The 25,350-nt window shown below is 62.3% G+C and carries 24 protein-coding genes; 13 read left to right on the top strand and 11 right to left on the bottom strand.

What is annotated here, in order from left to right; all coding sequences use genetic code 11:
• Genes ACPJXG_RS02525 through ACPJXG_RS02515 form a run of 3 tightly spaced genes read left to right on the top strand, consistent with a single transcriptional unit; the run spans position 1 to position 2,040 of the window.
• Positions 1-426 (top strand): YybH family protein, encoded by a 426-nt coding sequence (locus ACPJXG_RS02525; protein WP_425253310.1) that lies wholly within the window; start codon positions 1-3, stop codon positions 424-426.
• Positions 426-1,451, top strand: coding sequence for a YheT family hydrolase (locus ACPJXG_RS02520; RefSeq protein WP_425253309.1), 1,026 nt, complete (start codon positions 426-428; stop codon positions 1,449-1,451). Before ACPJXG_RS02525 ends, ACPJXG_RS02520 begins: the two co-directional genes overlap by 1 nt.
• The gene (locus ACPJXG_RS02515; protein WP_425253308.1) at positions 1,444-2,040 is read left to right on the top strand and encodes a DUF2946 family protein; all 597 of its coding nucleotides are present in this window, start codon (positions 1,444-1,446) and stop codon (positions 2,038-2,040) included. Before ACPJXG_RS02520 ends, ACPJXG_RS02515 begins: the two co-directional genes overlap by 8 nt.
• Here the strand turns inward: ACPJXG_RS02515 and ACPJXG_RS02510 are convergent.
• A complete protein-coding gene (locus tag ACPJXG_RS02510) occupies positions 2,037-3,626 on the bottom strand; it encodes a M48 family metalloprotease (RefSeq protein ID WP_425254703.1) in 1,590 nt (529 codons plus the stop codon). The genes ACPJXG_RS02515 and ACPJXG_RS02510 overlap by 4 nt on opposite strands.
• A 153-nt stretch (positions 3,627-3,779) precedes the next feature.
• Between ACPJXG_RS02510 and moaC the strand changes: the two genes are divergently transcribed.
• Positions 3,780-4,286: a cyclic pyranopterin monophosphate synthase MoaC gene (gene moaC, locus ACPJXG_RS02505; protein WP_425253307.1), complete on the top strand. Its 507-nt coding sequence runs from the start codon at positions 3,780-3,782 to the stop codon at positions 4,284-4,286.
• Here the strand turns inward: moaC and ACPJXG_RS02500 are convergent, their stop codons facing one another.
• The gene (locus ACPJXG_RS02500; protein ID WP_425253306.1) at positions 4,287-4,667 is read right to left on the bottom strand and encodes a DUF6713 family protein; all 381 of its coding nucleotides are present in this window, start codon (positions 4,665-4,667) and stop codon (positions 4,287-4,289) included. It lies immediately after the preceding gene.
• A gap of 163 nt (positions 4,668-4,830) precedes the next feature.
• On the opposite strand from ACPJXG_RS02500, the gene ACPJXG_RS02495 reads away from it, so the two are divergent.
• A complete protein-coding gene (locus tag ACPJXG_RS02495; RefSeq protein WP_035822515.1) occupies positions 4,831-5,553 on the top strand; it encodes a flagellar brake protein in 723 nt (240 codons plus the stop codon).
• 21 nt (positions 5,554-5,574) lie between these two features.
• Here the strand turns inward: ACPJXG_RS02495 and ACPJXG_RS02490 are convergent, their stop codons facing one another.
• From ACPJXG_RS02490 to recA, 7 genes are all read right to left on the bottom strand, one after another.
• Entirely contained in the window at positions 5,575-6,039 is a 465-nt protein-coding gene (locus ACPJXG_RS02490; RefSeq protein ID WP_099401742.1) for a pilin, read from the bottom strand.
• 213 nt (positions 6,040-6,252) lie between these two features.
• Positions 6,253-7,134 carry a succinate--CoA ligase subunit alpha gene (gene sucD, locus ACPJXG_RS02485; protein ID WP_034746085.1) on the bottom strand — a complete coding sequence of 294 codons (882 nt, stop codon included), beginning with the start codon at positions 7,132-7,134 and terminating at the stop codon, positions 6,253-6,255.
• 13 nt (positions 7,135-7,147) lie between these two features.
• Positions 7,148-8,317 carry an ADP-forming succinate--CoA ligase subunit beta gene (gene sucC / locus ACPJXG_RS02480; protein ID WP_034746081.1) on the bottom strand — a complete coding sequence of 390 codons (1,170 nt, stop codon included), beginning with the start codon at positions 8,315-8,317 and terminating at the stop codon, positions 7,148-7,150.
• A 72-nt stretch (positions 8,318-8,389) separates the two neighbouring features.
• Entirely contained in the window at positions 8,390-8,950 is a 561-nt protein-coding gene (locus ACPJXG_RS02475) for a DUF2889 domain-containing protein (protein WP_035822519.1), read from the bottom strand.
• 278 nt (positions 8,951-9,228) lie between these two features.
• Entirely contained in the window at positions 9,229-10,767 is a 1,539-nt protein-coding gene (locus ACPJXG_RS02470) for a class I SAM-dependent methyltransferase (RefSeq protein WP_425253305.1), read from the bottom strand.
• 148 nt (positions 10,768-10,915) lie between these two features.
• On the bottom strand, positions 10,916-11,371 hold the full coding sequence (gene recX, locus ACPJXG_RS02465) for a recombination regulator RecX (protein ID WP_035822520.1): 456 nt from the start codon (positions 11,369-11,371) through the stop codon (positions 10,916-10,918).
• 203 nt (positions 11,372-11,574) lie between these two features.
• Positions 11,575-12,678 (bottom strand): recombinase RecA, encoded by a 1,104-nt coding sequence (recA, locus tag ACPJXG_RS02460; protein ID WP_034746069.1) that lies wholly within the window; start codon positions 12,676-12,678, stop codon positions 11,575-11,577.
• Positions 12,679-12,932: 254 nt separating this feature from the next.
• Here recA and ACPJXG_RS02455 point away from each other — a divergent pair, with 254 nt between their 5' ends.
• From ACPJXG_RS02455 to ACPJXG_RS02435, 5 genes are all read left to right on the top strand, one after another.
• Complete coding sequence (locus ACPJXG_RS02455; RefSeq protein ID WP_099401744.1) at positions 12,933-13,667, top strand: response regulator; 735 nt, start codon at positions 12,933-12,935, stop codon at positions 13,665-13,667.
• The gene (locus ACPJXG_RS02450; RefSeq protein ID WP_425253304.1) at positions 13,664-15,196 is read left to right on the top strand and encodes a sensor histidine kinase N-terminal domain-containing protein; all 1,533 of its coding nucleotides are present in this window, start codon (positions 13,664-13,666) and stop codon (positions 15,194-15,196) included. Before ACPJXG_RS02455 ends, ACPJXG_RS02450 begins: the two co-directional genes overlap by 4 nt.
• Positions 15,189-15,503: a DUF4212 domain-containing protein gene (locus ACPJXG_RS02445; RefSeq protein ID WP_099401745.1), complete on the top strand. Its 315-nt coding sequence runs from the start codon at positions 15,189-15,191 to the stop codon at positions 15,501-15,503. The genes ACPJXG_RS02450 and ACPJXG_RS02445 overlap by 8 nt, the downstream gene beginning before the upstream one ends.
• Positions 15,500-17,548, top strand: a complete 2,049-nt coding sequence (locus ACPJXG_RS02440) for a sodium:solute symporter family protein (RefSeq protein WP_425253303.1) — start codon at positions 15,500-15,502, stop codon at positions 17,546-17,548. The genes ACPJXG_RS02445 and ACPJXG_RS02440 overlap by 4 nt, the downstream gene beginning before the upstream one ends.
• An 86-nt stretch (positions 17,549-17,634) precedes the next feature.
• Positions 17,635-18,861, top strand: coding sequence for a 6-phosphofructokinase (locus tag ACPJXG_RS02435; RefSeq protein ID WP_425253302.1), 1,227 nt, complete (start codon positions 17,635-17,637; stop codon positions 18,859-18,861).
• Here the strand turns inward: ACPJXG_RS02435 and ACPJXG_RS02430 are convergent.
• Positions 18,858-19,694 carry an IclR family transcriptional regulator gene (locus ACPJXG_RS02430; RefSeq protein WP_099401748.1) on the bottom strand — a complete coding sequence of 279 codons (837 nt, stop codon included), beginning with the start codon at positions 19,692-19,694 and terminating at the stop codon, positions 18,858-18,860. The two genes, ACPJXG_RS02435 and ACPJXG_RS02430, sit on opposite strands and share 4 nt — an antisense overlap.
• Before the next feature lie 163 nt (positions 19,695-19,857).
• Between ACPJXG_RS02430 and ACPJXG_RS02425 the strand changes: the two genes are divergently transcribed.
• Together ACPJXG_RS02425 and ACPJXG_RS02420 are read left to right on the top strand one after the other, a co-directional pair.
• Positions 19,858-21,474, top strand: coding sequence for a GMC family oxidoreductase (locus ACPJXG_RS02425; RefSeq protein WP_425253301.1), 1,617 nt, complete (start codon positions 19,858-19,860; stop codon positions 21,472-21,474).
• A gap of 127 nt (positions 21,475-21,601) precedes the next feature.
• Positions 21,602-22,933 carry an MFS transporter gene (locus ACPJXG_RS02420; RefSeq protein WP_425253300.1) on the top strand — a complete coding sequence of 444 codons (1,332 nt, stop codon included), beginning with the start codon at positions 21,602-21,604 and terminating at the stop codon, positions 22,931-22,933.
• 65 nt (positions 22,934-22,998) lie between these two features.
• On the opposite strand, the gene purM is transcribed toward ACPJXG_RS02420, so the two are convergent.
• Positions 22,999-24,042 carry a phosphoribosylformylglycinamidine cyclo-ligase gene (gene purM / locus ACPJXG_RS02415; protein WP_077408694.1) on the bottom strand — a complete coding sequence of 348 codons (1,044 nt, stop codon included), beginning with the start codon at positions 24,040-24,042 and terminating at the stop codon, positions 22,999-23,001.
• A gap of 188 nt (positions 24,043-24,230) precedes the next feature.
• Here purM and ACPJXG_RS02410 point away from each other — a divergent pair, with 188 nt between their 5' ends.
• Positions 24,231-25,313: an AI-2E family transporter gene (locus ACPJXG_RS02410; RefSeq protein WP_035822543.1), complete on the top strand. Its 1,083-nt coding sequence runs from the start codon at positions 24,231-24,233 to the stop codon at positions 25,311-25,313.
• Positions 25,314-25,350 lie beyond the last annotated feature (37 nt).

Genomic DNA, 25,350 nt, shown 5'->3' with positions numbered 1-25,350 from the left:
ATGAAACGTCTGAAAGAACTCAATGGCAGCGCCGCCGAAGTCGAAGCGGCGTTCTACGATGCCTTGCACCGCGCCGACCTCGAAGCGCTGATGGCGCTATGGGCCGACGATGAAGAGATCGTCTGCATCCACCCGGGCGGCGCGCGCCTGATCGGCCACGCCGCCATCCGCGCCTCGTGGGAAACCATCCTGGCCGGCGGCGGCCTGAATATCGTGCCGGCGCAGCTGCATGAAACGCACAATCTGATGAGTTCGGTGCACACGGTGATCGAAGGCGTGACCCAGGAGGAAGGCGGTCCGGCGCACCTGCTGGCCACGAACGTGTACGTAAAAACGCCGCGCGGCTGGCGCATCGTCCTGCATCACGCCTCCATCGCCCCCGGCGGCGCACCGGCCGATGCCGCGGGGACACAGATCCTGCACTGATGGCTTTATCTCTTTCTTACACCGCCCCGCTGTGGCTGCCTGGCGGCCACGCGCAAACGATTTATCCGGCCGTGTGCCTCGCCAAGCCGGCCGTGGTCTTCCGCCGCGAACGCTGGCAAGCGCCCGATGGCGACTTCGTCGACGTCGACCTGGTCGATGGCCAGCCGGGCCAGCCCTTCGTGGTGCTGTTCCACGGCCTGGAAGGCTCGTCGAACAGCCATTACGCGCGCGCCCTGATGGCCGAGGTGGCCGCGCGCGGCTGGTCGGGCGCCGTGCCGCATTTTCGCGGCTGCTCGGGCGAAGCCAACCTGGCCCCGCGTTTCTACCATTCAGGCGATGCACAGGAGGTGGACTGGGTCGTGCGCACGCTGCGCCCGCGTGCCACCGGTAAATTTTACGCGGCCGGCGTCTCGCTGGGCGGCAACGCCCTGCTGTGCTGGCTGGGCCAGTCGCAGCACCAGGCCGATTTCATCGATGCGGCCGCGGCCGTATCGGCCCCGCTGGACCTGGCGCAAGGGGGCAAGGCCCTGTCTTCGGGCGCCAACCGGCTCTACACGCGCATGTTCCTGAACACCTTGAAACCGAAATGCCTGGCCAAGCTGGAACAGTTCCCCGGCCTGTTCGCGCGCGACGCCATGCTGGCCGCGCGTGACTTGCACGCCTTCGACAATGTCGTCACGGCCCCCCTGCACGGCTACCGCGACGCCGACGATTACTGGCACCGCGCCAGCGCCAAGCACGTCTTGCACGATATCACCGTGCCGACCCTGGTACTGAATGCGCAAAACGATCCTTTCCTGCCCGGACGCTTCCTGCCGCGCAGCGCCGCGCCGACGGTTACGCTCGAGTATCCGCGCCACGGAGGCCACGTCGGCTTTGCCGCCGGCAAGTTGCCGGGAAGCACACGCTGGCTGCCGCAACGGCTGCTCTCCTTTTTTGAAAACGGCAACATGGCGCCGTCTGTGTCGCAAAGCTGGCACGCTGGCGGTGCGCCCACTCACACGGAAAACGCTACACATGGATGATCTCGTTAAGCAAGCCCTGGCCAAATGGCCGAACGTACCGCACTGCTACGGCTGGCTGGGCCTGGACGCGCGCGGCCACTGGCGCATGCGCGACCAGCAGGCGCAACAGCAACAACTGCCCGGCGACAAGATCGCCCACGCGGCCCTGTTGAATTTCATCAATCGCAATTACGCCCAGGACGAACGCGGTTGCTGGTTTTTTCAGAACGGCCCGCAGCGCGTGTATGTGAATCTGGAAGCGACGCCGTATATCGCCCGCAGCGACCCGCAGCACGGTTTTGTCTTGCAGACGGGCGCGCCGCTGGAACAGATCGAGCAAGTGTATTGGTGCGACGACGGCATGCTGATCTTGCGCCATGGCGATATCGTGGCGCAGGTGGATGACCGCGACCTGTCGCAGGTGCTCGATGCGCTACATGTCGATGGCCAAGTGGCCAGCAACGACGACTTGCTGGACTGGCTGGAATTGCACCAGGGCAGCTTGACCCTATTGCACGCGGGCAAGCACATTGCCGTGCAGCCGCTGCGCTACGATGCCGTGCCGCAAACCTTCGACTTCCAGCCGGTGCCGCAAGCCGATCAGGACTAGCCCTTCTGGTCCTTGATCTGTTCGCGGCGCTTTTCCTGCAATTCGCGCTCGCGCGCATCGATCACGGCCTGGTCGTAAAAGGTCGCGTCCGTTGATTTGCGGGCGATCGTCAGCTGGTCCAGCGCGGCCATGGTGGCGCCCTGCAAGACGTACGATTCGGCCAGCGCCATGTGCTGCAAGGTCATCTTGCCCTGGTCCGCATAAGCTTTCGCCAGCAAGTCGTACAGTTCCGGCTCTTCCTTGTACAGCTGCACCTGCTCGCGCAGATACAAGGTCGATTGCTCCAGCTTGCCGGCAGCCATCAACGCTTCCGCATACTGGTGGGCAATGCCGCGCGAGAGGGGGAACTGCTGGCGCGCAGCGTCGGCCGCCTTCAGGGCCTGTTGCGCCACTTCCTTCTTTTGCGCCGGCATCAACAGCACTTCCAGCGCCATCGCCGCCAGCAGGGAATTGGGACCGTACGTGCCGCCCGACGTCAGCACATTTGGCGCGGCCGGCTGGTGCAGTGCCGCATTGGCCGCATCGAGTTCCTTTTGCGCCTCCGCCGGCTTGCCCTGCTTGACGGCGACAAAGGACAAGCCGTAATGGGCGGCCGTCACCTGGAAGCGGCTTTGCTGTTCCAGCTGCGTATTGAAGAGGGCCTTGGCATTCAACAAACCTTGCACGCTTTCATCCTGCAGCACGCGGGCGCGGGCCCGGGCCAGGTGGAAACTCAGGCTGTCCGCACGCTGCTTGTACGGCTGCTCGCGGATGCGCGCCTGGATGTCGGCGATGCGTTCCGTCGTCAGCGGGTGGGTCTGCAGGTAGGCGGGCATCAGGTCGCTGTACGAGCGGCTGGCCGCCTGCATGCGGCCGAAGAAGGCCACCATGCCGGTGGTGTCGAACCCGGCTTCGCCCATGATCTGGAAACCGATGCGGTCCGCCTCGCGTTCGGCGTCGCGGCCGAAATTGAGCTGGCGCTGGATGGCCAGGCCCTGGCCGGCGGCAAACACGCCCATGGCCACGTCGCCGCCGGCGCGCGAAGCGAGCGCCGCCAGCAGCATGGCCGCCAGCGGCATCAGGGCATCCTGGCGCTGCTGGCCCAGCATGCGCGCGATATGGCGCTGCGCCACGTGGCCGATCTCGTGCGACAACACGGACGCCAGTTCCGCCTCCGTTTGCGCCGCCAGCACCAGGGCCGAGTGCACGCCGATGAAGCCGCCAGGCAAGGCAAACGCGTTCAACTGGGGATCGCGCACGGCAAAGAAGAAATAATCGTAATTCGTTTCGCCGCGCACGCTGGGACGCGCCGCCACAAGCGCGTTGCCGAAGGTATTCAGATATTCGAGCAAGGGCGCGTCGTCAAGGTAGTCGCGGTCGCCGCGGATGCCGCGCATGATTTCCTCGCCGATCTTGCGCTCCATCGCCGGCGACAGGTCTTCGCGCGAGGTGTCGCCCAGGTTCGGCAGGTTTGGCGCCGGCGGCACGGCCAGCGGCGTCCAGCTGCTTGCAGGCTTGGCCGCCACGCTGGCGGCCGGCGCCGCAGGCGCGGAGGTATAGGTTTGCGCCAGCGCAGAAGGGGCAGCGCAGCACAGCGCGGCCAGCAGGGATGCACGCCATGGCTGGCGCAGCCATGCGGCGGCGGCGTTTTCAAGTACGGTCTGGAGGGGAGTTTTTGAATTCACGGGTGCTATCATACCTTGTTAGCGGCACCCATTCCCACGCGTGCCGCGCCCCACTCCTCACCTATTTTTGATGCCATGACAACAGCAGACAAGCAAGCCCCCGCCGGGGAATTGACCCATTTCGACGCCACGGGCCAGGCCCATATGGTCGACGTGGGCAGCAAGGAAGACACGCGCCGCAGCGCCGTGGCCGCCGGCACCATCCGCATGCAGCCCGCCACCCTGGCATTGATCATTTCGGGCAATGCAAAAAAAGGCGACGTGCTGGGCATCGCCCGCATTGCCGCCATCATGGGCGCCAAGCGCACCAGCGACCTGATTCCCCTGTGCCACCCGCTGGCCCTCACGCGCGTCACCGTCGATTTTGAAGTGGATGAAGCGGCCAACAGCGTGGACTGCCGCGCCCAGGTCGACACGACGGGCAAGACAGGCGTGGAAATGGAAGCGCTCACTTCCGTGCAGATCGGCTTGCTGACAATTTATGACATGTGCAAGGCCGTCGATCGGGGCATGGTCATGACGAATGTGCGCGTGCTGGAAAAGCATGGCGGCAAGTCGGGTGATTGGCATGCCGAGCTGTAGTTATTTTGCCTGGTGCGCCAGCTGCTCCTGGAAGCGGCGCAAATCGTACACTAGCCAGGCGCCGCCGGACAGGCACAGCGCGATGATGGCCTTGGACAGCGGCAAGTGAAATTGCTCCTGTCCTGCCAGCGCAAAGCCGGTATGGATCAGGAAGGTGGCCACGCCCAGGGCCGCGCAGCAGCTCGCATAAAAAGGTGCCCGCGCGGTGGACAGCAACACGTGCTTATAGCCCACCAGCACCACGGCAATCGCCGCCAGGTTAAACACGAGAAAACCCTGCACGCCGCCCGGCAGATGGAACATCTCCCACTCTTTCCAGTAGGCAGCGTCGATTTGATGCAGGATGAGGAACAACATGGTCCAGAAGTAGCTGCGCGGCATAGGATTTACATTCGTCAATATTGAAGCAATTGTAAAGCCTGCACCGCGCGGCGGCGCGTGCACCTGGCATTTTTCGATGCCAATATGAATTTCATTGATATAAATGCTTTTTCATCAAGAAATCATGCATACTGCGAGTCGTCCATATCCAGATGAGCATCGCATGACAAGCAAGCAGCCCGCCGTGGAAACCAAGCTCCAGGACTTCGACTTCGAGGCCATGAATCTGCAGGTGGGTGGCCGCATCCAGTTCATCACGCACCGCACCATCAAACCCATCCAGCATTTCTCGACCCTGATCGGCTATGTGAAAGATGAGTACCTGATCGTCAAGATTCCCATGGAAAACGGCGCTTCCATCGTGCTCAACGAGGGCGACAAGCTGACCATCCGCGTGTTTTCCGGCGTCACCGTGTGTTCGTTTTCCTGCAGCGTGCTGCGCATCTTTGGCCGCCCGCTCAACTATGTGCACCTGAGCTTTCCGGACGCCATCCAGGGCACCAGCCTGCGCACGGCCATGCGCGTCAAAGTGGACATTCCGGCGCAGCTGAGCTACCGCGACGTGGCGGCCGTGCCCGTGTTCATCGTCAACCTCAGCGTCTCGGGCGCGCTGATCGAGGCGCCCGGCATGCTCACACCGGACGATGAGGGCGTGGCGCTAAGCTTTACTCTGCTGGTGCAGCCGAACAAGCACCAGATGCGCGTCAATACGCGCGCCCGCATCCAGAACGTCAGCGTGGGCAAGCCGTCGAACGGCCATGCCGCCGAGGTGGCGGAAATCTATACGTATGGCGTGCAATTCATCGACCTGGAACCGACCCACTACACCCTGCTGCAAAACCTCACCTATGAAGCGCTGATCGCGGACCGGCAAAAAATCGTCTGATACCGGGCTGACAAGCGTCACCTAGAGCGTCGGCGTCACGTCAGGAATGTTGTTTTTGGTAATCGCTTCCTTCGCCGCCGGATTCGTCACGGTGGTGCTATTGAACCAGGTCAGACTGCTCGTGCCCGGCTTCATGGTCATCGTCACGGTTTGTCCACCGATACCGGTGCCCAGGTCGGCCGCCAGGGTCAGCACGATATCGCCCTTATTCACCGTGGCGCTGGCCACTTCGCGCGTGGCACTGAACACGGGAATGGCGCTGGGCACGGCCTGGGTGGGCGTGCTGCAGGCGGCCGCCTCGCCGCCGTTTTCCTGCACGCACAGGGCCACGGCCGTTTTCAAGGGGGCAGCGGCCGCCAGCACATTGCTGACCTTGGCCCGCATCGTGTAGTCGCCGTACTGGGGAATGGCCACGGCCGCCAGGATGCCGGCGATGGCCACCACGATCATCAGTTCTATCAGGGTAAATCCGCTTTGCGCGCGCATCGTATCCTCCCATGGTGCATTGCTCACGCCAGGTACGTTGCAAGCGCCATGCCAGCGGCGCGCCCGGGCAGCGGCGGCACGCATGGAAAGAAAAGCGACACATTTGGGCAGGTTCGGACCAGCATCGTCCGCCCAGGCCGGGAATCGGCCTGTCTTGCGGACAAAAAAAAGGAGCCGAAGCTCCTTTTTTGTACTGCGGTAACCAGGCTGAAATTACAGCATGGCTTTCAGCAGACGCGCCATTTCCGACGGGTTTTTGGTCACGGTGATGCCGCAAGCTTCCATGATTTCCAGCTTGGCTTGTGCCGTATCGGCACCGCCCGAGATCAGCGCGCCGGCGTGGCCCATGCGCTTGCCTGGAGGAGCGGTCACGCCAGCGATGAAGCCAACGACCGGTTTTTTCATGTTGTCTTTGATCCAATAAGCCGCGTTGGCTTCGTCTGGACCACCGATTTCGCCGATCATGATGACCGCGTCGGTATCTGGATCGTCATTGAACATCTTCATGATGTCGATGTGCTTCAGACCGTTGATCGGGTCGCCGCCGATGCCGACTGCCGACGATTGGCCCAGGCCCAGTGCGGTCAGCTGACCCACTGCTTCATAGGTCAGGGTGCCCGAACGCGACACCACGCCGATACGGCCCTTCTTGTGGATGTGACCTGGCATGATGCCGATCTTGATTTCGTCTGGCGTGATCAGGCCTGGGCAGTTAGGGCCCAGCAGCAAGGTTTTGCTGTTGGCTTTGGCCATGCGGTCTTTCAGAGCCATCATGTCACGCACAGGAATGCCTTCGGTGATGCAAATGGCCAGATCCATTTCAGCTTCGACAGCTTCCCAGATCGCCGCTGCCGCGCCTGCTGGCGGTACGTAGATCACGGACACGTTGGCGCCGGTTTCTTTTTTCGCTTCGGTCACGTTAGCGAAAATTGGAATGCCTTCGAAATCTTCGCCGGCTTTCTTCGGGTTCACGCCTGCCACGAAGGCAGCTTTGCCGTTCGCGTAGTCGCGGCAACCGCGGGTGTGGAACTGGCCGGTCTTGCCGGTGATCCCTTGGGTAACGACTTTGGTATCTTTATTGATCAGAATGGACATGTTGATTCCTTAATTAAGCTTGACCGGCAGCAGCGGCAACGACGCTCTTGGCTGCATCTTCCATGGTGTCGGCTGCGATGATAGGCAGACCGGAATCGGCCAGCATCTTTTTGCCCAGGTCTTCGTTGGTGCCCTTCATGCGCACGACCAGTGGCACGTTCAGCGAGACGGCTTTCACTGCGGCGATGACGCCTTCAGCGATCACGTCGCAACGCATGATGCCGCCGAAAATGTTCACCAGGATGGCTTTCAGGCCTGGGTTTTTCAGCATGATCTTGAACGCTTCGGTGACTTTTTCCGCCGTGGCGCCGCCGCCGACGTCCAGGAAGTTGGCTGGCTCGCCGCCGAACAGTTTAATCGTGTCCATGGTGGCCATGGCCAGGCCGGCGCCGTTCACCAGGCAACCGATGTTGCCGTCGAGCGAAATGTAGGCCAGGTCGAATTTCGACGCTTCGATTTCAGCTGGATCTTCTTCGTCCAGATCGCGCAGGGCGACGATTTCCGGATGACGGAACAGGGCGTTCGGGTCAAAGTTGAACTTGGCGTCCAGAGCGATGACTTTGCCGCTGCCGGTAACGATCAGCGGGTTGATCTCGGCCAGCGAGCAATCGGTTTCCCAGTACGCTTTGTACAGGCCTTGCAGGTTGACGCGGGCGTCGGCGATGGAGCCGGCAGGCACGCCGATTTTGGCGGCGATGTCGTCTGCCTGGGCATCGGTCAGGCCGGTGCCTGGATCGATGGTGACGTGGTGGATCTTCTCAGGGTGGCTCTCGGCCACTTCTTCGATGTCCATGCCGCCTTCGGACGACGCCATCAGGACGATTTTCTGGGTAACGCGGTCGGTGACCAGCGACACGTACAGTTCTTGTTTGATGTCGGCGCCTTCTTCCACCAGCAGGCGGTTGACTTTCTGGCCTTCGGCGCTGGTCTGATGCGTGATCAGCTGCATGCCCATGATCTGGTCAGCGTATTCCTTGACTTGCTCGATCGATTTTGCCACTTTCACGCCGCCGCCCTTGCCGCGGCCACCTGCGTGGATCTGTGCCTTGACGACCCACACCGGGCCGCCCAGGGTTTCCGCAGCCTTGACTGCCTCTTCGACGGACATGCACGGGATACCGCGTGGTACCGTCACTCCGTGCTGCCGGAGGATTTCTTTGGCTTGATACTCATGGATTTTCATGCTGGCTTCCCTTCTGATACTGATGTGTAAAAATACGGTTAGTGGTGCAAAAAAAACAGGAAAGCGCCGGGGTCACGGCTTGGCTACCCAGCGCGGGTAATACTGTGCCACCGCCCCACCATCGGTGCGCAGGGCGTGGCATTTGTCGAGTTGAAACGGCTTTTCATGCGATAAGTCAGCATTCGCACCGTCGCGGGTCGACCAGACATCGCCGGCAAATGCCTGAACCGTCGCAGTCGGCAAGACTTGCGCCAGTTCGGTCAAATGGGTACAGCCAGCGATTCCCGCCAGGCGCTGTTTCAAGTCGCGGCGGAAATTCTTCAATAAATTCAGACCGATCAAGGCCCGGTAAGCGGGGCCGATGGTATCGCAAAAACCGGGATAGGGCACGGCATCGGAGGCAGCTTCGGCCTCGACAATAGTCAGTTCGCGATCGACGGTAATGCGCAAGTGGAGGTCATGCAGAGGGGCGCCGGCGGGACGGGGGCCCGAGGCCAGGGTCGCGTCATAGCTTTTGATATCGGTGATACGGGCGTCAATATCCCACAGGCCGTCGTCGCGCACATACGCTTGGACGTCGATAACGCGGGAGTGCCGTAGGGCGCGCCGGGATACGGGAGTTGACAGGGGCATAAGACCGATGCCGCTTGCGCGGCCATAATTAGTAAGCAGCCATGTGCATAAAGCACGCCGTTCGCAGCTTCTACGAACAGCAACCGCACCTGCGGCGCCGCAAAAACCCTAAAAGTGTAGCACACAGGGCGCTAGTTGCGCCGCAACATAATTATTTATTGGTCTGGCCGCCCGCCGCAAATTATCAATGAAAATCGCAAAATGAATGACAAACATTCACAATTTAAATAACTCGGAAGCAGGTCGGCAGGCACTGGCAAGCTGGCCCGCGCCGCGCCTCAGTCTGTCACGCCCAGTATGCGCAAAATGGGCAAGTTACGCGCAGCGAAATGCTGTGCGTGCGCCAGCAGTTCGGCCAGGTTTTCCTCTTCCGTCAACAAGGGCTGCCCGTCCTTCGTCACCAACTGGTTCAGGCGCAGCAACACCGGCCACGTCGCGCGCACCCATTCTTGCGGCGTTGAACAACCTTGCAGTTTCGCCCACAGGAAGAGCTGTTGTAAATGCGGTACAGCCACGCCGCTGCCCGTCAGGGGACTGGCGAGGATGTTCAAATCGGTTCTTGCCAGCGCCTGTTCCAGCAAGTGCGCATTCAGGCGCGCCGTCTGCGGCCGCGCCACGGCGATGTCGGCCTCGTCCTGGACAGCCAGCACGCTGCCCTTGCTGACCAGCACCAGCATGATCTGCAGCAAGGCGGCCAGCTTGGCTTCGCTGCCCGCCAGTTGCTGCTCCAGCTCGCCTATCGTATAGACGCGATGGTCGGCCATGGCATCGAGCACGGGCGCATACACGCGCTCATCCATATCGGCGTCGCCCAGCACGCCATGCACGCTCAACACCACTTCGTCGCGCGGCACGGCCAGCATCACGCGCACGGCCCGCAAGGCGCTGGCCTGGGCGAGCGGCGTCAGCCTGCGCGCGCCCTTGACCCAGTAATCCTTGCGGAACTGCTCGTTGACGAGGAAGGCGCGCGTCGTCTCGCGGAAGGTGGGATCGGGTATCTCGGCCAGGAATTGCTGGTGCTCGGCCGTCAGGTTCAGCATGTCGACCAGAGCGGTATAGGTGGCGGACGCGGCAAACTCGAGCTTGGCTTCGCCCAGCATGGCCGCGACGCTGGAAAAGGCCATCGGCTGCCAGTCGGCATTGAAATACTCATGGGCAAGATAATGTCCATCCATCGCCTTGAGCTTGTCGATGCGGTCCGCCAGGAGCGGGTTGGCCTCCAGGAAGCGCGGTTGCGCGGCAATCATCCTGTCGACGAAATCGATGGCGCCAGCGACTCTGTCCAGCACGCCCTGGCCCGGGGCACTCATGACGCGGCTATGTTCGGCCATCAGGTCGCGCATCGGCATCATGGCGGCCCAGCCTGGCTGCGTGTTGTAACTGATGAAGACGACACCGCCGACTTTCAGCTTGCGCCGCAGGAAGTCGACGATCAGCGCGCGATTGTCCGCCGAGACCCAGCTCCAGATCCCGTGCAGGCAGATGAAGTCGAAATCGGGCAAGTCGTCGCGGCGGCAAAACTGCGCGAACGATTCGTCCGTGAACTGCGCGCCGGCGCCGGCCGCGCTGGCCAGCTCCTGCGCAAAGGCGGCCTGGGAAGGATTGAAATCATTGCCATGCCAGCGCGTGGCGGACGCCGCCGCATGGATGTTGGCGCTGATGCCCTGGCCAAAGCCCAGCTCGCAAGCCGTGCCGCTGGCCGGCAAGGCAAGGCCGGCGGCTAGCAGGGGCAGCCGAAAGCGCAAGGGATTCAATTCTTCGTAATAGCCATAGGTATAAGCGATTTCGGCCATATAGCCGGCATTCCAGTTGCTCATCTTGCATCCTGTCACGATCAGTGGTGCCGCGCGCATCGCACAGCGTTCGAGCGCCAGCATACCCGATCGCGCGGCGTCGCCATATGGGAAACAGACGGCGTTTGCGAGCGCAGTTCATGGCGGCACGGCGGGACCGCCATGGCCAGCCTTATTCCTCGTCCGGGTCCAGCCCCTTCAGGGCCACCTGCACGGCGCGCTGCGAAAAGCCGCGCTGCATCAAAAAACGCATCTGCTTGTTGCGCTGCTCGGCATCCTGCGCCACTTCACCAAATTTGCGGCGCCACACTTCGCACGCGCGCGCGGTCTCGCCTTCGGCCAGGCCCGCCTTGAGTTCCTGCAGCGCCTCGCCACCGATGCCATGGCTTTGCAACTCCGCCATGATGCGGCTGTTGCCGAAACGGGCCGAGCGGCGGTGGATCAGCGACTCGGAAAAGCGCTCCTGCGACAGCCAGTTCGCTTGCTCCAGGCTGTCGAGCAAGGCTTCCACGTCATCGCCCTCTTGCGCATGGCGCTGCAGCTTGCGCCGCAATTCCATGCGGCTGTGCTCACGCATCGACAAAAAGCGTAGCGCCCTGCCCTTCAGGCTCAGTTGTACTGCGGCCATACACCCACCTTGTCTTTCATTCCACGATCACATCACCCAAACACAATCGCCGCCCGGCGCAACAGCGCGGGACGGCGATCATGGTCCTACCTTGCAGCAAGCCATGCGTAGCTCGGATCAGGCCCATTGGGCCGTCATCCGACAACATTGTTGGCGTCTGTGGTGTTGTCGGATTACGCGCGGCTTTGCCGCGCTCATCCGGCCTACTCTGGCTTGGCTTCCGCAGCCTTGGCAGCCTTGTCGGCGGCTTTATCGGCTTTTTCCGGCTTTTCAGCAGCCAGCGGCGGCAGTTCGCGCACGCCCAGCGACGCGCGGACCTTGTTTTCGATTTCGCGGGCCAGCGCCGGACGCTCTTGCAGGAAGGCGCGGGCGTTGTCCTTGCCCTGGCCGATGCGTTCGCCGTTGTAGCTGTACCACGAACCGGATTTTTCCACGATCTTGGCATCCGAACCCAGGTCCAGGATTTCGCCTTCGCGCGAGGTGCCGGCGCCGTACAGGATGTCGAAGTGCGCTTCCTTGAACGGTGGCGCGATCTTGTTCTTGACGACCTTGACCTTGGTTTCGTTACCGATTACTTCATCGCCGGACTTGATCGAGCCGGTGCGGCGGATATCGAGGCGCACGGAGGCATAGAATTTCAGGGCGTTACCGCCGGTGGTCGTTTCCGGGCTACCGAACATCACGCCGATCTTCATGCGGATCTGGTTGATGAAGATGACCAGGGTATTCGTGCGGTTGATGGAACCGGTCAGCTTGCGCAGGGCTTGCGACATCAGACGCGCTTGCAGGCCTGGCAGGGAATCGCCCATGTCGCCTTCGATCTCGGCGCGTGGCGTCAGTGCGGCCACGGAGTCGATGACGACGAGGTCGACGCTGCCCGAACGCACGAGGGCGTCGCAGATTTCCAGCGCCTGTTCGCCCGTGTCCGGTTGCGAGATCAGCAACTCATGCAGGTTCACGCCCAGCTTTTGCGCGTAACCGACGTCGAGCGCGTGCTCGGCATCGATAAAGGCGCAAGTGCCGCCCAGTTTTTGCATTTCAGCGATGGTTTGCAGGGTCAGGGTGGTTTTACCCGACGATTCCGGACCGTAGATCTCCACCACGCGGCCGCGCGGCAAGCCGCCCACGCCCAGCGCGATATCGAGGCCGAGCGAACCGGTCGACACGACTTGCACTTCTTCGATCGGTGCGCTGGCATCCATGCGCATGACCGAACCTTTGCCAAACTGCTTCTCGATCTGCGCCAGTGCGGCGGCGAGCGCCTTGGCTTTTTCCGATGCGGGTACTACAGCTTTTTTATCGTCCATATGTTCTTTCAGCCGTTCTACAGTTGCGGATTCACGTGACGCATCTACGTGAACCGTGCAGCCTGCGATAGCGCCAGTGGGTTAAATTCTTTACACAGACAGTACTGTATAAAAAAACAGTGATCAATGCAAGCGGAACGTGGATTTGTTTTGAAACAGATCAATACAAGCATGGTTTCTCACAAAAACTCGCCACCTTGCGGAAAATGAAACACAATACAAACTTCTACCGCCGCAAGCATAGGAAGTGCACCATGCGTATTTTACTTGCCGAAGATGACAGCGTGCTGGCCGATGGCCTGACCCGCTCGCTGCGCCAGTCCGGTTATGCGATCGACTACGTCAAGACGGGGCAAGAGGCCGATACGGCCCTGTCCACCCAGGAATTCGACCTGCTGATCCTCGACCTGGGCCTGCCCAAGATGTCCGGCCTGGAAGTGCTGCGCCGCCTGCGCGCTCGCGCCTCGCTGTTGCCCGTGCTGATCCTGACGGCCGCCGATTCCATCGAGCAACGCGTGAATGGCCTCGACCTCGGTGCCGATGATTATATGGCCAAGCCGTTCGCCCTGTCGGAGCTGGAGGCAAGAGTGCGCGCCCTGACGCGCCGCGGCGCCGGCGGCGGCGCCACCATCATCAAGCACGGCCCCCTCAGCTACGACCAGGTGGGGCGCAGCGCCTACATCAACGACCAGATGCTCGACCTGTCGGCGCGCGAACTGGGCTTGCTGGAAATCTTGCTGGGCCGCACCGGCCGCCTCGTCTCGAAAGAGCAGCTAGTCGACCACCTGTGCGAATGGGGCGAAGAAGTGTCGAACAACGCCATCGAAGTGTATGTGCACCGCCTGCGCAAGAAAATCGAGGTGGGCGGCGTGCGCATCGCCACCGTGCGCGGCCTCGGCTATTGTCTGGAAAAATACTCGGAAGCGGCGCGCCTGAACGCCGAAGCGGGCGAGGCGGCAAGCCCGGCCAGCGGACCCGCCAGCAAGTGAAGGCGCGCGAGGCGCCAGCGGACGAGCCGGAAGACGACGACTGGTTCGAGCCGCCCACCACGGAACAGGACGACACCATCGAGCATTCGCTGTTCGGCGAAATCCTCGACTGGATGCTGGCGCCCTTGCTGCTGCTGTGGCCGATGAGCATCGCCATCACCTATCTGGTGGCCAAGGGCATCGCCAATCAGCCGTTCGACCATGCGCTGGAAGACAGCGTGACCGTGCTCACACAGCAGGTCAAGCAGGCCGACGGCGCCATGCTGCGCCGCGTGCCGGAAAAGAACAGTAGCGGCCGCGACTTCCTGCGCGGCGACGATATCGACACCCTGTATTACCTGGTGGTGGGGCCGCGCGGCGAATACCTCGATGGCGACCGCGATTTGCCGCCGCCGCAGGACCCCGACAAATACCGCAGCGGCATGGTGCTGTTTCGCAACGACACCATCCATGGCACACCCGTGCGCGTGGCATTCAGCTATCTCGACATTCCTTCCAGCAACGACGACGAGCCCAGCCGCGCACTGGTGCAAGTGGCGGAAACCTTGGAAAAGCGCGCCCAGCTGGCCAATGAAATCATCAAGGGCGTGATTTTGCCGCAGTTCATCATCCTGCCCGTGATCCTGGCCCTGGTCTGGTTTGCCCTGGCGCGCGGCCTGTCGCCGCTGGCGCAATTGCAGGAGCGCATACGCGCCCGGCCGCCCGACGATTTATCGCCCATCGAATCGGGCCAGGTGCCCGAGGAAATCACGCCGCTGGTCGGTTCCCTCAACGAAATGCTGGCGCGGCTGTCGCTGTCGATCGACATGCAGAAACGCTTCATCGCCGATGCCGCGCACCAGATGAAGACGCCGCTGGCCGGCATGCGCATGCAATCGGAACTGGCCCTGCGCCAGACCGACCACGACGAAATCCACCGCTCGCTGCTGCAACTGGCGAAAAGCTCGGAAGCGGCCACGCGCCTGGTCAACCAGCTGCTGGCCCTGGCGCGCGCGGAAAACCAGCCGCAGGCGGGCACGGCGTTCGAGCCGATCGAGCTGAGCGAACTGGCGCGCGGCGTGGTGCAGGACTGGGTGCAAGCGTCGTTTGCCCAGCATATCGACCTGGGCTTCGAGCAGCCCGCGTATTCGATCATGATTTCCGGCAATGCCATGATGCTGCGCGAGCTGCTGAGCAACCTGATCGACAATGCCCTGCGCTACACGCCGTCGGGCGGCAGCGTCACGGTGCGCGTGCGCAGCACCCTGGAACTGGCCATCCTGGAAGTGGAAGATACGGGCCCCGGCATTGCGCCGGCCGAGCGGGCCCACGTGTTCGAACGCTTTTACCGCATTCTCGGCAGCAATGTCGACGGTAGCGGCCTGGGCCTGGCCATCGTGCGCGAAATTGCCCAGCAGCATGGCGCCGAAGTCGATATTTTTAACAATCCGCGCGCGCAGTCGCCGAAACTGCCGGGCACCCTGCTGCGCCTGAGCATCGCCCTGCTGTTGCCGGAGGCGCCAGAAGAGGATGACATCACGTATGGATAAGCCAAGCCCAGGCGCTCCCCCGGCGCGGCCGGCGCGCACGACCAGCCCCGAACTGCAGGTGCGCCGCGATGTGCACTGGCGCAAGACGCGGCGCCTGACGGCCATCCTGTTGCTGGTCTGGCTGCTGACGGGCTTCCTGACCGTGTTTTATGCGCGCGAACTGTTGCATCTGAATCTGTTCGGCTGGCCGCTGCCCTTTTATATGGCGGCCCAGGGCGCCTCGCTGGTCTACCTGGCCATCATCGCCTTCTATGCCTGGCGCATGCGGCGCCTGGACCGGGCTTTTCATGCCGAGGAGCAAGCATGAGCGGCCAACCCACTTTCTTTGCGCGCCTGTGCCGCTACTACCTGCTGTTTACGGCCGGCTTCGCCGCCTTCCTGCTGGCTTTGTCCGTGCTGGAACAGGAAGGCATGCCGCGCGCGTGGATCGGCTACCTGTTCATGCTCGTCACCATCACCCTGTACGCCACCATCGGCGTCATCAGCCGCACCTCGAACGTCACCGAATACTATGTGGCGGGGCGCCGGGTGCCGGCCATGTTCAACGGCATGGCCACGGCCGCCGACTGGATTTCGGCGGCCAGCTTCATCAGCCTGGCCGGCGGCCTGTACCTGAACGGTTTCGACGGCCTGGCCTTCATCATGGGCTGGACGGGCGGCTATTGCCTCGTGGCGCTATTGATCGCCCCCTACCTGCGCAAGTTCAGCCAGTATACGATTCCCGATTTCCTCGCCGCCCGCTATGGCAGCGGCACCGACAAACGGGGCGCCAGCGTGCGCGTGGTGGCCGTGGCCGCCACCATCATCGTGTCGTTTACCTATGTGGTGGCGCAGATCTACGCCGTCGGCCTGATCGCCTCGCGCTTCACGGGCGTGGATTTTTCCGTCGGCATCTTCCTGGGCCTGGCCAGCATCCTCGTGTGCTCCTTTCTGGGCGGCATGCGCGCCATCACCTGGACGCAGGTGGCGCAGTACATCATCATCCTCGTCGCCTTCCTGATTCCCGCCATGTGGCTGTCGGTCAAGCATGCGGACAATCCCGTGCCGCAGATCGCCTACGGCAAGGTGTTGCCGCAACTGAGCGCGCGCGAACACGTGCTGGAAACGGATCCGAAAGAAAACGAGGTACGCGCCATCTTCCACCAGCGCGCCATCAGCTACCAGGCGCGCATAGCCGGCTTGCCCGCTTCCTGGGAACAAGGCCATCTGACGGCCCAGCGCCAGCTCGATAGTTTGCGCCAGCGCAATGCCTCACTGTTCGACATCCGCAACGCGGAACGCTATCTGATTGCCTATCCGAAGAGTCCGGACGAGGCACGCGTGCTGTGGCAGGCGGCGCAGGCGCAGAACCAGAAACGCGCCGAACCGATCATTCCGCATGCGCAACCGTTTCCCGCCGCCGACCGGGAGCAGTCCGACATCAAGCGCAACAATTTCCTGGCCCTCGTATTCTGCATGATGCTGGGCACGGCCGCCCTGCCGCATATCCTCATGCGATCGTACACCACGCCCTCCGTGCACGAGACGCGCGTCTCCGTCTTCTGGACCCTGTTCTTCATCTTGTTGATCTACCTCACGATTCCCGCGCTGGCTGTGCTGGTCAAATACGACATTTACTCGGCGCTGGTGGGCACGCAATATGCGAACCTGCCCACCTGGGTGTCGTATTGGGCCAATGTGGACAAGCTCAGTCCCCTGATCAGCATCGTCGACGTCAACCGCGACGGCATCGTGCAACTGGCGGAAATTTCCATCGATGCCGACGTGCTGGTGCTGGCCACGCCCGAGATCGCCGGCCTGCCCTACGTGATCTCCGGCCTGGTGGCGGCTGGCGGCCTGGCCGCCGCCCTGTCGACGGCGGACGGCTTGCTGCTGGCCATCTCCAACGCCCTGTCGCACGACGTGTATTACAAGGTGGTCGACCCGACCGCCTCGACGCAAAAGCGCGTGACGATTTCAAAATTGCTGCTGCTGGCCGTGGCCTTCATCGCCGCCTATGCGGCCTCGCAAAAGCCGGCGGACATTTTATCGCTGGTGGGCGTGGCCTTTTCCCTGGCCGCCTCGACCCTGTTCCCGCCGCTGGTACTGGGCGTGTTCTGGCAACGCGCCAACTACCAGGGCGCGCTGGCCGGCATGCTGACGGGCTTTGGCGTGTGCCTGTATTACATGCTGCACACAAGTACCATGCTGGGCGGTAATGCCAGCGGTCAATGGATGCATATCGCACCTATTTCCGCCGGCATCTTCGGCGTGCCGGCCGGCCTGGCTGCCGCCATCCTCGTCAGCTGGCTGACGCCGGCGCCGGGACGCCGCAGCACGGGACTGATCGAGCATATCCGTGCGCCGGAATAACAGCGCATCATGACCTGGGGTAAAAAGACAGCGCCCCGGCAAAAAAGGAGTAGGCTGGAGGGCCGTTCCACTTACGAGGAAATCCCATGCCGTCTGGAAAAATTCTTGTTGCCCAGGGAGGCGGCCCCACCGCCGTCATCAACCAGTCGCTGGTAGGCGTGGTGCTCGAATCGCGGCGCTTTCAGCATGTCACGCGCGTGTATGGCGCGCTGCATGGCGTGCGCGGCATCGTCAATGAAGAATTCGTCGATCTGACGCAGGAAACCAGCCATAACCTGGAACTGGTGGCCGCCACGCCGTCCTCGGCCCTCGGTTCCACGCGCGACAAGCCCGACATTGCCTACTGCCAGCAAATCTTCGAAGTGCTGCGCGCGCACGAGATCGAACATTTCTTTTATATCGGCGGCAATGACTCGTCCGACACGGTGCGCATCGTCAGCGAGGAAGCGCACAAGGCCGGCTATCCGCTGCGCTGCATCCACATCCCGAAGACCATCGACAACGACCTGGTGGGCAGCGACCACACGCCCGGCTTTCCCTCGGCCGCGCGTTTCGTCGCACAAGCGTTCGCTGGCGCCAACCTCGACAACGCGGCCTTGCCCGGCGTGTACGTGGGCGTCGTAATGGGCCGCCACGCGGGCTTCTTGACGGCCGCCTCGGCCTTGGGCAAGAAGTTCCCCGACGATGGCCCGCACCTGATCTACCTGCCCGAGCGTGTCTTCGTGCTGGACAACTTCCTTGCCGACGTGAAGGCGACCTATGAAAAATATGGCCGCTGCGTGATCGCCGTCTCGGAAGGCATCCACGACGCTTCGGGCGAACCGATCGCCAGCCTGCTGGCCAAACAGGTGGGCAATGAGGTCGAACGCGATGCGCACGGCAATGTGCAATTGTCCGGCACGGGCGCGCTGGCCGACCTGCTGTGCGACGAAATCAAGGCCAAACTGGGCATCAAGCGCGTGCGCGGCGATACCTTCGGCTATCTGCAGCGCTCCTTCATCGGCTGCGTCTCTGATGTCGATCAACGCGAAGCGCGCGAAGTGGGCGAGAAGGCGGTGCAGTTCGCCATGTGGGGCGACCGTGACGGCTCTGTTGCCATCAAGCGTACGGGCTTTTATTCCGTCGATTATGAATTGCTGCCGCTCACCGAGGTCGCGGGCAAGACCCGCACCATGGAAGACGAATTCATCAGCGCCAGCGGCACGGACGTCACCGATGCTTTCAGGTTATATCTGCGCCCGCTGCTGGGTTCGGGCATGCCCGATGCGTTCCGCCTGCGCGCCGCAAAAGTAGCGAAGGTCTTGAAACCTTAGCTGTTTTCCGCCAGCAATAGCGGCCGCAGCTTGACGGCCGCTTCTTTTAACTGCGGCACGTGTTGCAGCAGTTGCTCCACGGACTTGCGCGCCACAGGCGCGTGGCAGGCCACGGCCGCCACGATGCGCCCGTCGGCCGCGCAAATGGGCACGGCCACGGCCACCATGCCGTGCACGAATTCCTCGTCATCGATGCCGATGCCCAGCCGGGCGATGCGCACGATCTCGCGCTCCAGCAGCACGGGGTCAGTGATGCTTTTCGGCGTGCGCGCTTCCAGGCCCAGCATGGCCAGCAATTCGCGCCGCTCCAGCAGGGTCATGTGCGCCAGAAATAATTTTCCGCTGGCCGTGCAATGCATGGGCGCGCGCGAACCCAGCACCAGGTGCAGGCGCAGCGGTTCCTGCGTTTCCACGCGGTCCACGTAGACGATTGCATTGCCTTCGGGAATGGCCAGGTTGCACGTCTCGCCCGTGACGGCCACCAGGCTGCCCAGGATGCTGCGGCTCACGCGGATCAGGGCATTGTTGCGCAGGGTCGCCAGCGCCAGGTTGGTGGATGCCGCGCCGGGCACATAGCCGCGTCCCACGGGCGTGCGCAGCACATAGCCATGCTGTTCCAGGGTATCGAGCAAGCGCATCATGCTGGCCTTGGGCACCTGCATGCGCGCGGCCAGCTGCGACAGGGTCAAGGGCTGGCTGGCGCTGGCCAGGTGCTCGATCAGGCGCAGCACGCGCAAGCCCCGCGCCTCGTCGCCATGGCTGGCCGCCGTGCCAGCACCCGCTTGGTTTCCTTCTTCGGCCTCGGCCGGCCGTTTTTGAAACGCATCATGCATGTTCTGTTTCACCTCTCGCGTATGCGGCTGTTTCCGCTTGTCCCGGTGCTGCACGTCTTTTATAAATGGAACCAGACGTTCCAAAAATAACCAATAAAGACCAGTGTATCGCAAAAAATGCCCGTCGAGGCAGCTAGATACCGCAACGCAGGAGACAAGAGCAATGTTGCAAACACACTACGATTACATCGTTGTCGGCGCCGGTTCCGCCGGCTGCGTGCTGGCCAACCGCCTGTCGCACGACAGCAACAACCAGGTGCTGCTGCTGGAAGCGGGCGGCAAGGACAACAATCCCTGGATACACGTGCCGGTCGGCTATTTCAAGACCATGCACGACCCCAGGCTGGACTGGTGCTACCGCACGGAAGCGGACGCCGGCATCGCGGGGCGCCAGCTGCAATGGCCACGCGGCAAGGTGCTGGGCGGCTCCAGCTCGCTCAACGGCTTGCTGTACGTACGTGGCCAGAAGGAAGACTACGACCGCTGGGCCGAGCTGGGCAATGCAGGCTGGAGCTATGCCGAAGTGCTGCCCTATTTCAAGAAATCGGAAGACCAGGAACGCGGCGCCAGCGATTACCACGGCGTCGGCGGTCCATTGAAAGTGTCGGACCTGCGCCTGCGCCGTCCCATCGCCGAACACTTCATTGCCGGCGCCACGGAAAGCGGCATCCCCTTCAATGCCGATTACAACGGCGCCACGCAGGAGGGCGTCGGCTACTTCCAGCAGACGGCCAGCAAAGGCCTGCGCTGGAGCACGGCGAAAGCCTTCCTGCGGCCGGCCCGCAAGCGCGTCAACCTGCGCGTGGAAGTGCGCGCGCAAATCACCCGCGTGCTATTCGAGGGCAAGCGCGCCGTCGGCATCGAATTCCGGCAGGATGGCCAGCTGCGCCAGGCGCGCGCCAGCGGCGAAGTGATTTTATGCGCGGGCGCCATCGGCTCGCCGCAAATCCTGCAATGCTCGGGCGTCGGACCGCGCGCCCTGCTCGATGAAGTAGGCGTGCCGCTGGTGCACGACTTGCCCGGCGTGGGACAGAACCTGCAAGACCATCTGCAAATCCGCCTCGTCTTCAAGACGCGATTGAAAACCCTGAACGATGAAGTCAACAGCCTGTGGGGCAAGCTGTGGGTGGGCATGCAATATGTGTTTTCCCGCTCGGGGCCATTGACCCTGGCGGCCAGCCAGGTGACGGTGTTTACCAAGTCGTCGCCCGAGGTGGAGCGGCCCGACATCCAGTTCCACATGCAGCCGCTGAGCGCCGACAAGCCGGGCGAAGGCGCGCATCCGTTTTCCGCGTTTACATCGTCCGTGTGCCAGCTGCGCCCGCACAGCCGCGGCCACGTGTCGATCAAGTCCGCCGATCCGTTTGCGTATCCGGGCATCTACCCGAACTACCTGTCCGACCCGCGCGACCAGCAAACGGCAATCGCCGCCCTGCGCGTGGCGAGAAAAATCGCCGCCGCCCCGTCGCTGGCGCCGCACATCATTTCCGAGTTCGTGCCCGGCCCGCAATTCGAGACGGACGAGGAACTGCTGGACGCGGCGCGGCGCTTCAGCCAGTCGATCTACCACCCCAGCGGCACCTGCAAGATGGGGCATGACGCCATGGCCGTCGTCGACGACCGCCTGCGTGTGCACGGCCTGCAGCACCTGCGCGTGGTCGACGCGTCGATCATGCCGGAAATCGTCTCGGGCAATACGAACGCACCCACCATCATGATCGCCGAAAAAGCGGCCGACATGATCCTGGCCGACGCCGTGCGCCTGCCCAAGGCAGCCTGACTCGCCCCCATTTCGTTCTCAAAGGAGGATGCCAGCGGCGGGCAGACGGCCCCGCCTCCAATGACTCGGCGACAAGCCAAGCATCAGAAAAAAACACATAATCGATATCGATTGGAGACTAGATATTATGGATAACAATACGAACCATCCGAAAAAGGCCAAAGAGCTACGGAAAGTCGTGATGGCCAGCGTGATCGGCGCCACCATCGAATGGTATGACTTCTTTTTATACGGCGTCGTGGCCGGCATCGTGTTCAGCAAGCTGTATTTCCCGGGCGGCGATCCGCTCGTCTCGACCATGCTGGCCTACGGTACCTTCGCCGTGGGCTTTCTGTCGCGCCCCATCGGCGGCGTGATCTTCGGCCACTTCGGCGACAAGATCGGCCGCAAGAGCATGCTGGTGATGACCCTGATGATCATGGGCGTCTCCACCTTCCTGATCGGCGTGCTGCCGACCTACGACCATATCGGCTACTGGGCGCCTGGCCTGCTGCTGTTCCTGCGCGTGCTGCAAGGTATCGGCCTCGGTGGCGAATGGGGCGGCGCCGTGCTGATGGCGTATGAATATGCACCGCCGAAGGAGCGCGGTTTCTACGCCAGCCTGCCGCAGATTGGCCTGGCCATCGGCCTGTGCCTCGCTTCCGGCGTGGTGGCCATCCTGTCCTATAGCTTGAGCGATGCGCAGTTCCTGTCCTGGGGCTGGCGCGTCGCCTTCATCCTGTCGGCCGCCCTCGTCTTCATCGGCATGTGGATACGCTTGAACGTGATGGAAACGCCGGAATTCCAGGCCGTCAAGGAGAAGAACGCGGAGACGCAAATCCCGTTCTTCGACCTGCTGAAACGTTATCCGGGCAATGTCTTGAAGGGCATGGGTGCGCGCTATATCGACGGCGTGTTCTTCAATATCTTCGGCGTGTTTTCCATCACCTATCTGACCAACACCATCAAGATCGACCGCACGGAAGCGCTGATGGGCGTGATGGCGTCGGCTGTTGTGATGTGCTTCTGCATCCCCTTCTTCGGCCGCCTGTCGGACCGCATCGGCCGTACCAAGGTGTTTTTCTGGGGTTCGCTGATCACGGGCGTGTCGTCGATTCCCGCCTTCTGGATCATGCTTAACCACGCCGACAATCCCTTGCTGCTGTGGTGTTCCGTGATCATCCCGCTGGGCGTGCTGTATTCGGCCGTGTACGGCCCGGAAGCGGCCCTGTTCTGCGACCTGTTCGATGCCAAGGTACGCTACACGGGCATCTCCTTCGTGTACCAGTTCTCCGGCATCTTCGCCAGCGGCCTGACGCCCATCATCGCCACCTACCTGCTGAAAACGGGCAATGGCGAGCCGTGGCACATCGTCGGCTACATCCTGTTCGCCTCCCTCGTCTCGGCCGTCAGCGTGGCCATGATCGGCAGGAACGGTTCGCAGCCGGATGGCCGCATGAAGCCGGCGCACGCAAGGTAAGGCATCGGGATATAAAAAAAGGCAGGCCTCTCGCGAGTGCCTGCCTTTTCTATGCGTGTGATAACTTAGATCACGATGGTCTGGTGCTCGTCACCCACGCGGGCGCGGATGGTGCCGATGCGCGAGACGGTTTCGCCAGCCGCTTGCAGCTGGGCGATGGCGGCATCCGCGTTTTCCTGCGAGACGATGACGGTCATGCCGATGCCGCAGTTGAAGACGCGGTGCATTTCGGCGTCAGCCACGCCGCCGTGCTGTTGCAGCCACGTGAACAGCGGCGGCATGGTCCACGATTTCGAGTCCAGCTCGGCCACCAGGCCAGGCTGCAGCACGCGCGGGATGTTTTCCACCAGGCCGCCACCGGTGATGTGCACCATGCCCTTGACTTCCATGGCATCCATCAGCGCCAGCAGCGGCTTGACGTAGATGCGCGTCGGCTGCATCAGCACGTCGGCCAGTTTACGGCCGTGGAAGTCGCCTTCCAGGTCAGGTTTCGCCACTTCGATGATCTTGCGCACCAGCGAGTAACCGTTCGAGTGCACGCCCGACGAGGCCAGGCCCAGCACCACGTCGCCCGGGGCGATCTTGGTGCCGTCGATGATTTTCGATTTTTCCACGGCGCCGACGGCAAAACCTGCCAGGTCGTATTCGCCGGCCGGGTACATGCTCGGCATTTCCGCCGTTTCGCCGCCGATCAGCGCGCAGCCGGCTTGTTCGCAACCCTGGGCGATGCCCTTGATGACGTCGGTGGCGATGGCCACGTCCAGCTTGCCGCAAGCGAAGTAATCGAGGAAGAACAGCGGTTCGGCGCCCTGCACCAGGATGTCGTTGACGCTCATGGCGACCAGGTCGATGCCGACCGTGTCATGGCGGTTCAGTTCGAACGCCAGGCGCAATTTGGTGCCGACGCCGTCGGTACCCGAGACCAGCACCGGTTCCTTGTACTTCTTGCTGATTTCAAACATGGCGCCAAAACCGCCCAGGCCGCCCATCACGCCTTCGCGCAGGGTGCGCTTGGCAAACGGCTTGATTGCTTCGACTAAAGCGTCGCCTGCGTCGATATCGACGCCAGCGTCACGGTAGGAAAGGGAAACATTAGAAGTCTGGTTCATGGTGTGGTGGCAGCGGAGGCGGTAAAATAGAAGGCGGATACCCGCCGGCACGCGCGCGCAAGCATGTTTTTCAACATCGTGCGGCAGGACGCCAGCGGGTGAATTCGGTCGATCAAGTCGCTATTTTATCAAACTGCCCCGCCATTTCGTAATTAACTGCCTTTTTTTAACGCAACAGCACAAACTACATGCCATTCGCCATCACCGCCGAACAGAAGCAAACAGCATTTTGGATCGCGGTCTGGCTGGCATTTTTGCTGCTGCTCGTCAGCCTCGGTCCCATCCTGACGCCCTTCCTGGCCGCCGCCATCCTCGCCTACGTGCTCAATCCCGGCGTGGACCGCTTGCAGCGCCTCCATTACAAGCGTTTTTACGTGCCCCGTCCGCTGGCCGTGCTGGTCGTCGTAGTGTTGTTTTTCCTCGCCATTACGGCGCTCGTGCTGATCGTCGTGCCCGTGTTGCAGAAGGAAATCCCCTTGCTGCAGGCGCAAATCCCCCAATTTCTCAGCAAGGCGAACGAGTTCCTGGCGCCGAAACTGCGCGATCTGGGCATCCGCGTTCGCCTCGATGGCACGGGCATCAAACGCATGCTGAGCCAGCAGATGGCCACCAGCGGCGATGAAATCTGGAGCACGGTCCTCGCCTCGGCCCGCATCGGCGGCACGGCCGTGCTGGGCTGGCTGGCCACCGTGGTGCTCATTCCCGTCGTGCTGTTCTATCTGTTGCTGGACTGGCATCCGATGCTGGCGCGCATCGCCGGCGCCGTGCCGCGCCGCTGGGTCGGCCGCACGGTGGGCATGGCGCAGGAAGTCGACACCCTGCTGGCGCAATACCTGCGCGGCCAGTTGCTCGTCATGCTGGTGCTGGCCACGTATTACTCGGTGGCGCTGGCCATCGCCGGTTTTGAAGTGGCATTGCCTGTGGGCATCATCACGGGCTTGCTGGTGTTCATCCCCTACCTGGGCTTCGGCCTGGGACTGATGCTGGCGCTGATCGCCGCCCTGCTGCAGTTTGCCGACTGGAGCGGCGTCATCGCCGTGGCCGTCATCTACGGCTGCGGCCAGGTCATCGAAGGCTTTTTCCTCACGCCGCGCCTGGTGGGCGAGCGCATCGGTTTAAATCCGCTGGCCGTGATCTTCGCCTTATTGGCTTTCGGACAATTGTTCGGTTTCGTCGGCGTTTTGCTCGCTTTACCCGCTTCTGCCGTGCTGATGGTCGCTTTTAAGCATCTAAGACGCCACTACCTGTCCAGCACCTTCTATAATGCATGACAAGGTGACTGACATAAGCTACTGCGCGTCGCACTTT

The sequence above is a fragment of the Janthinobacterium sp. NFX145 genome (assembly GCF_049810325.1).
Taxonomy (GTDB): domain Bacteria; phylum Pseudomonadota; class Gammaproteobacteria; order Burkholderiales; family Burkholderiaceae_D; genus Janthinobacterium; species Janthinobacterium rivuli.
The sequence above is the reverse complement of the archived record's forward strand: the minus strand, read 5'-3'. Positions and strand labels throughout refer to the sequence as shown.

Excerpts from the sequence above, each read along its gene's own strand:
- ACPJXG_RS02410 (WP_035822543.1), top strand. The coding sequence starts at position 24,231 with ATGCCATTCGCCATCACCGCCGAACAGAAGCAAACAGCATTTTGGATC.
- ACPJXG_RS02430 (WP_099401748.1), bottom strand. The coding sequence starts at position 19,694 with ATGCATGATGCGTTTCAAAAACGGCCGGCCGAGGCCGAAGAAGGAAAC.
- ACPJXG_RS02515 (WP_425253308.1), top strand. The coding sequence starts at position 1,444 with ATGGATGATCTCGTTAAGCAAGCCCTGGCCAAATGGCCGAACGTACCG.
- recX (WP_035822520.1), bottom strand. The coding sequence starts at position 11,371 with ATGGCCGCAGTACAACTGAGCCTGAAGGGCAGGGCGCTACGCTTTTTG.
- ACPJXG_RS02425 (WP_425253301.1), top strand. The coding sequence starts at position 19,858 with ATGTTGCAAACACACTACGATTACATCGTTGTCGGCGCCGGTTCCGCC.
- purM (WP_077408694.1), bottom strand. The coding sequence starts at position 24,042 with ATGAACCAGACTTCTAATGTTTCCCTTTCCTACCGTGACGCTGGCGTC.
- ACPJXG_RS02520 (WP_425253309.1), top strand. The coding sequence starts at position 426 with ATGGCTTTATCTCTTTCTTACACCGCCCCGCTGTGGCTGCCTGGCGGC.
- ACPJXG_RS02470 (WP_425253305.1), bottom strand. The coding sequence starts at position 10,767 with ATGAGCAACTGGAATGCCGGCTATATGGCCGAAATCGCTTATACCTAT.
- ACPJXG_RS02420 (WP_425253300.1), top strand. The coding sequence starts at position 21,602 with ATGGATAACAATACGAACCATCCGAAAAAGGCCAAAGAGCTACGGAAA.
- ACPJXG_RS02525 (WP_425253310.1), top strand. The coding sequence starts at position 1 with ATGAAACGTCTGAAAGAACTCAATGGCAGCGCCGCCGAAGTCGAAGCG.
- ACPJXG_RS02490 (WP_099401742.1), bottom strand. The coding sequence starts at position 6,039 with ATGCGCGCGCAAAGCGGATTTACCCTGATAGAACTGATGATCGTGGTG.
- sucC (WP_034746081.1), bottom strand. The coding sequence starts at position 8,317 with ATGAAAATCCATGAGTATCAAGCCAAAGAAATCCTCCGGCAGCACGGA.
- ACPJXG_RS02435 (WP_425253302.1), top strand. The coding sequence starts at position 17,635 with ATGCCGTCTGGAAAAATTCTTGTTGCCCAGGGAGGCGGCCCCACCGCC.
- ACPJXG_RS02475 (WP_035822519.1), bottom strand. The coding sequence starts at position 8,950 with ATGCCCCTGTCAACTCCCGTATCCCGGCGCGCCCTACGGCACTCCCGC.
- recA (WP_034746069.1), bottom strand. The coding sequence starts at position 12,678 with ATGGACGATAAAAAAGCTGTAGTACCCGCATCGGAAAAAGCCAAGGCG.
- moaC (WP_425253307.1), top strand. The coding sequence starts at position 3,780 with ATGACAACAGCAGACAAGCAAGCCCCCGCCGGGGAATTGACCCATTTC.
- ACPJXG_RS02440 (WP_425253303.1), top strand. The coding sequence starts at position 15,500 with ATGAGCGGCCAACCCACTTTCTTTGCGCGCCTGTGCCGCTACTACCTG.
- ACPJXG_RS02500 (WP_425253306.1), bottom strand. The coding sequence starts at position 4,667 with ATGCCGCGCAGCTACTTCTGGACCATGTTGTTCCTCATCCTGCATCAA.
- sucD (WP_034746085.1), bottom strand. The coding sequence starts at position 7,134 with ATGTCCATTCTGATCAATAAAGATACCAAAGTCGTTACCCAAGGGATC.
- ACPJXG_RS02445 (WP_099401745.1), top strand. The coding sequence starts at position 15,189 with ATGGATAAGCCAAGCCCAGGCGCTCCCCCGGCGCGGCCGGCGCGCACG.
- ACPJXG_RS02495 (WP_035822515.1), top strand. The coding sequence starts at position 4,831 with ATGACAAGCAAGCAGCCCGCCGTGGAAACCAAGCTCCAGGACTTCGAC.
- ACPJXG_RS02455 (WP_099401744.1), top strand. The coding sequence starts at position 12,933 with ATGCGTATTTTACTTGCCGAAGATGACAGCGTGCTGGCCGATGGCCTG.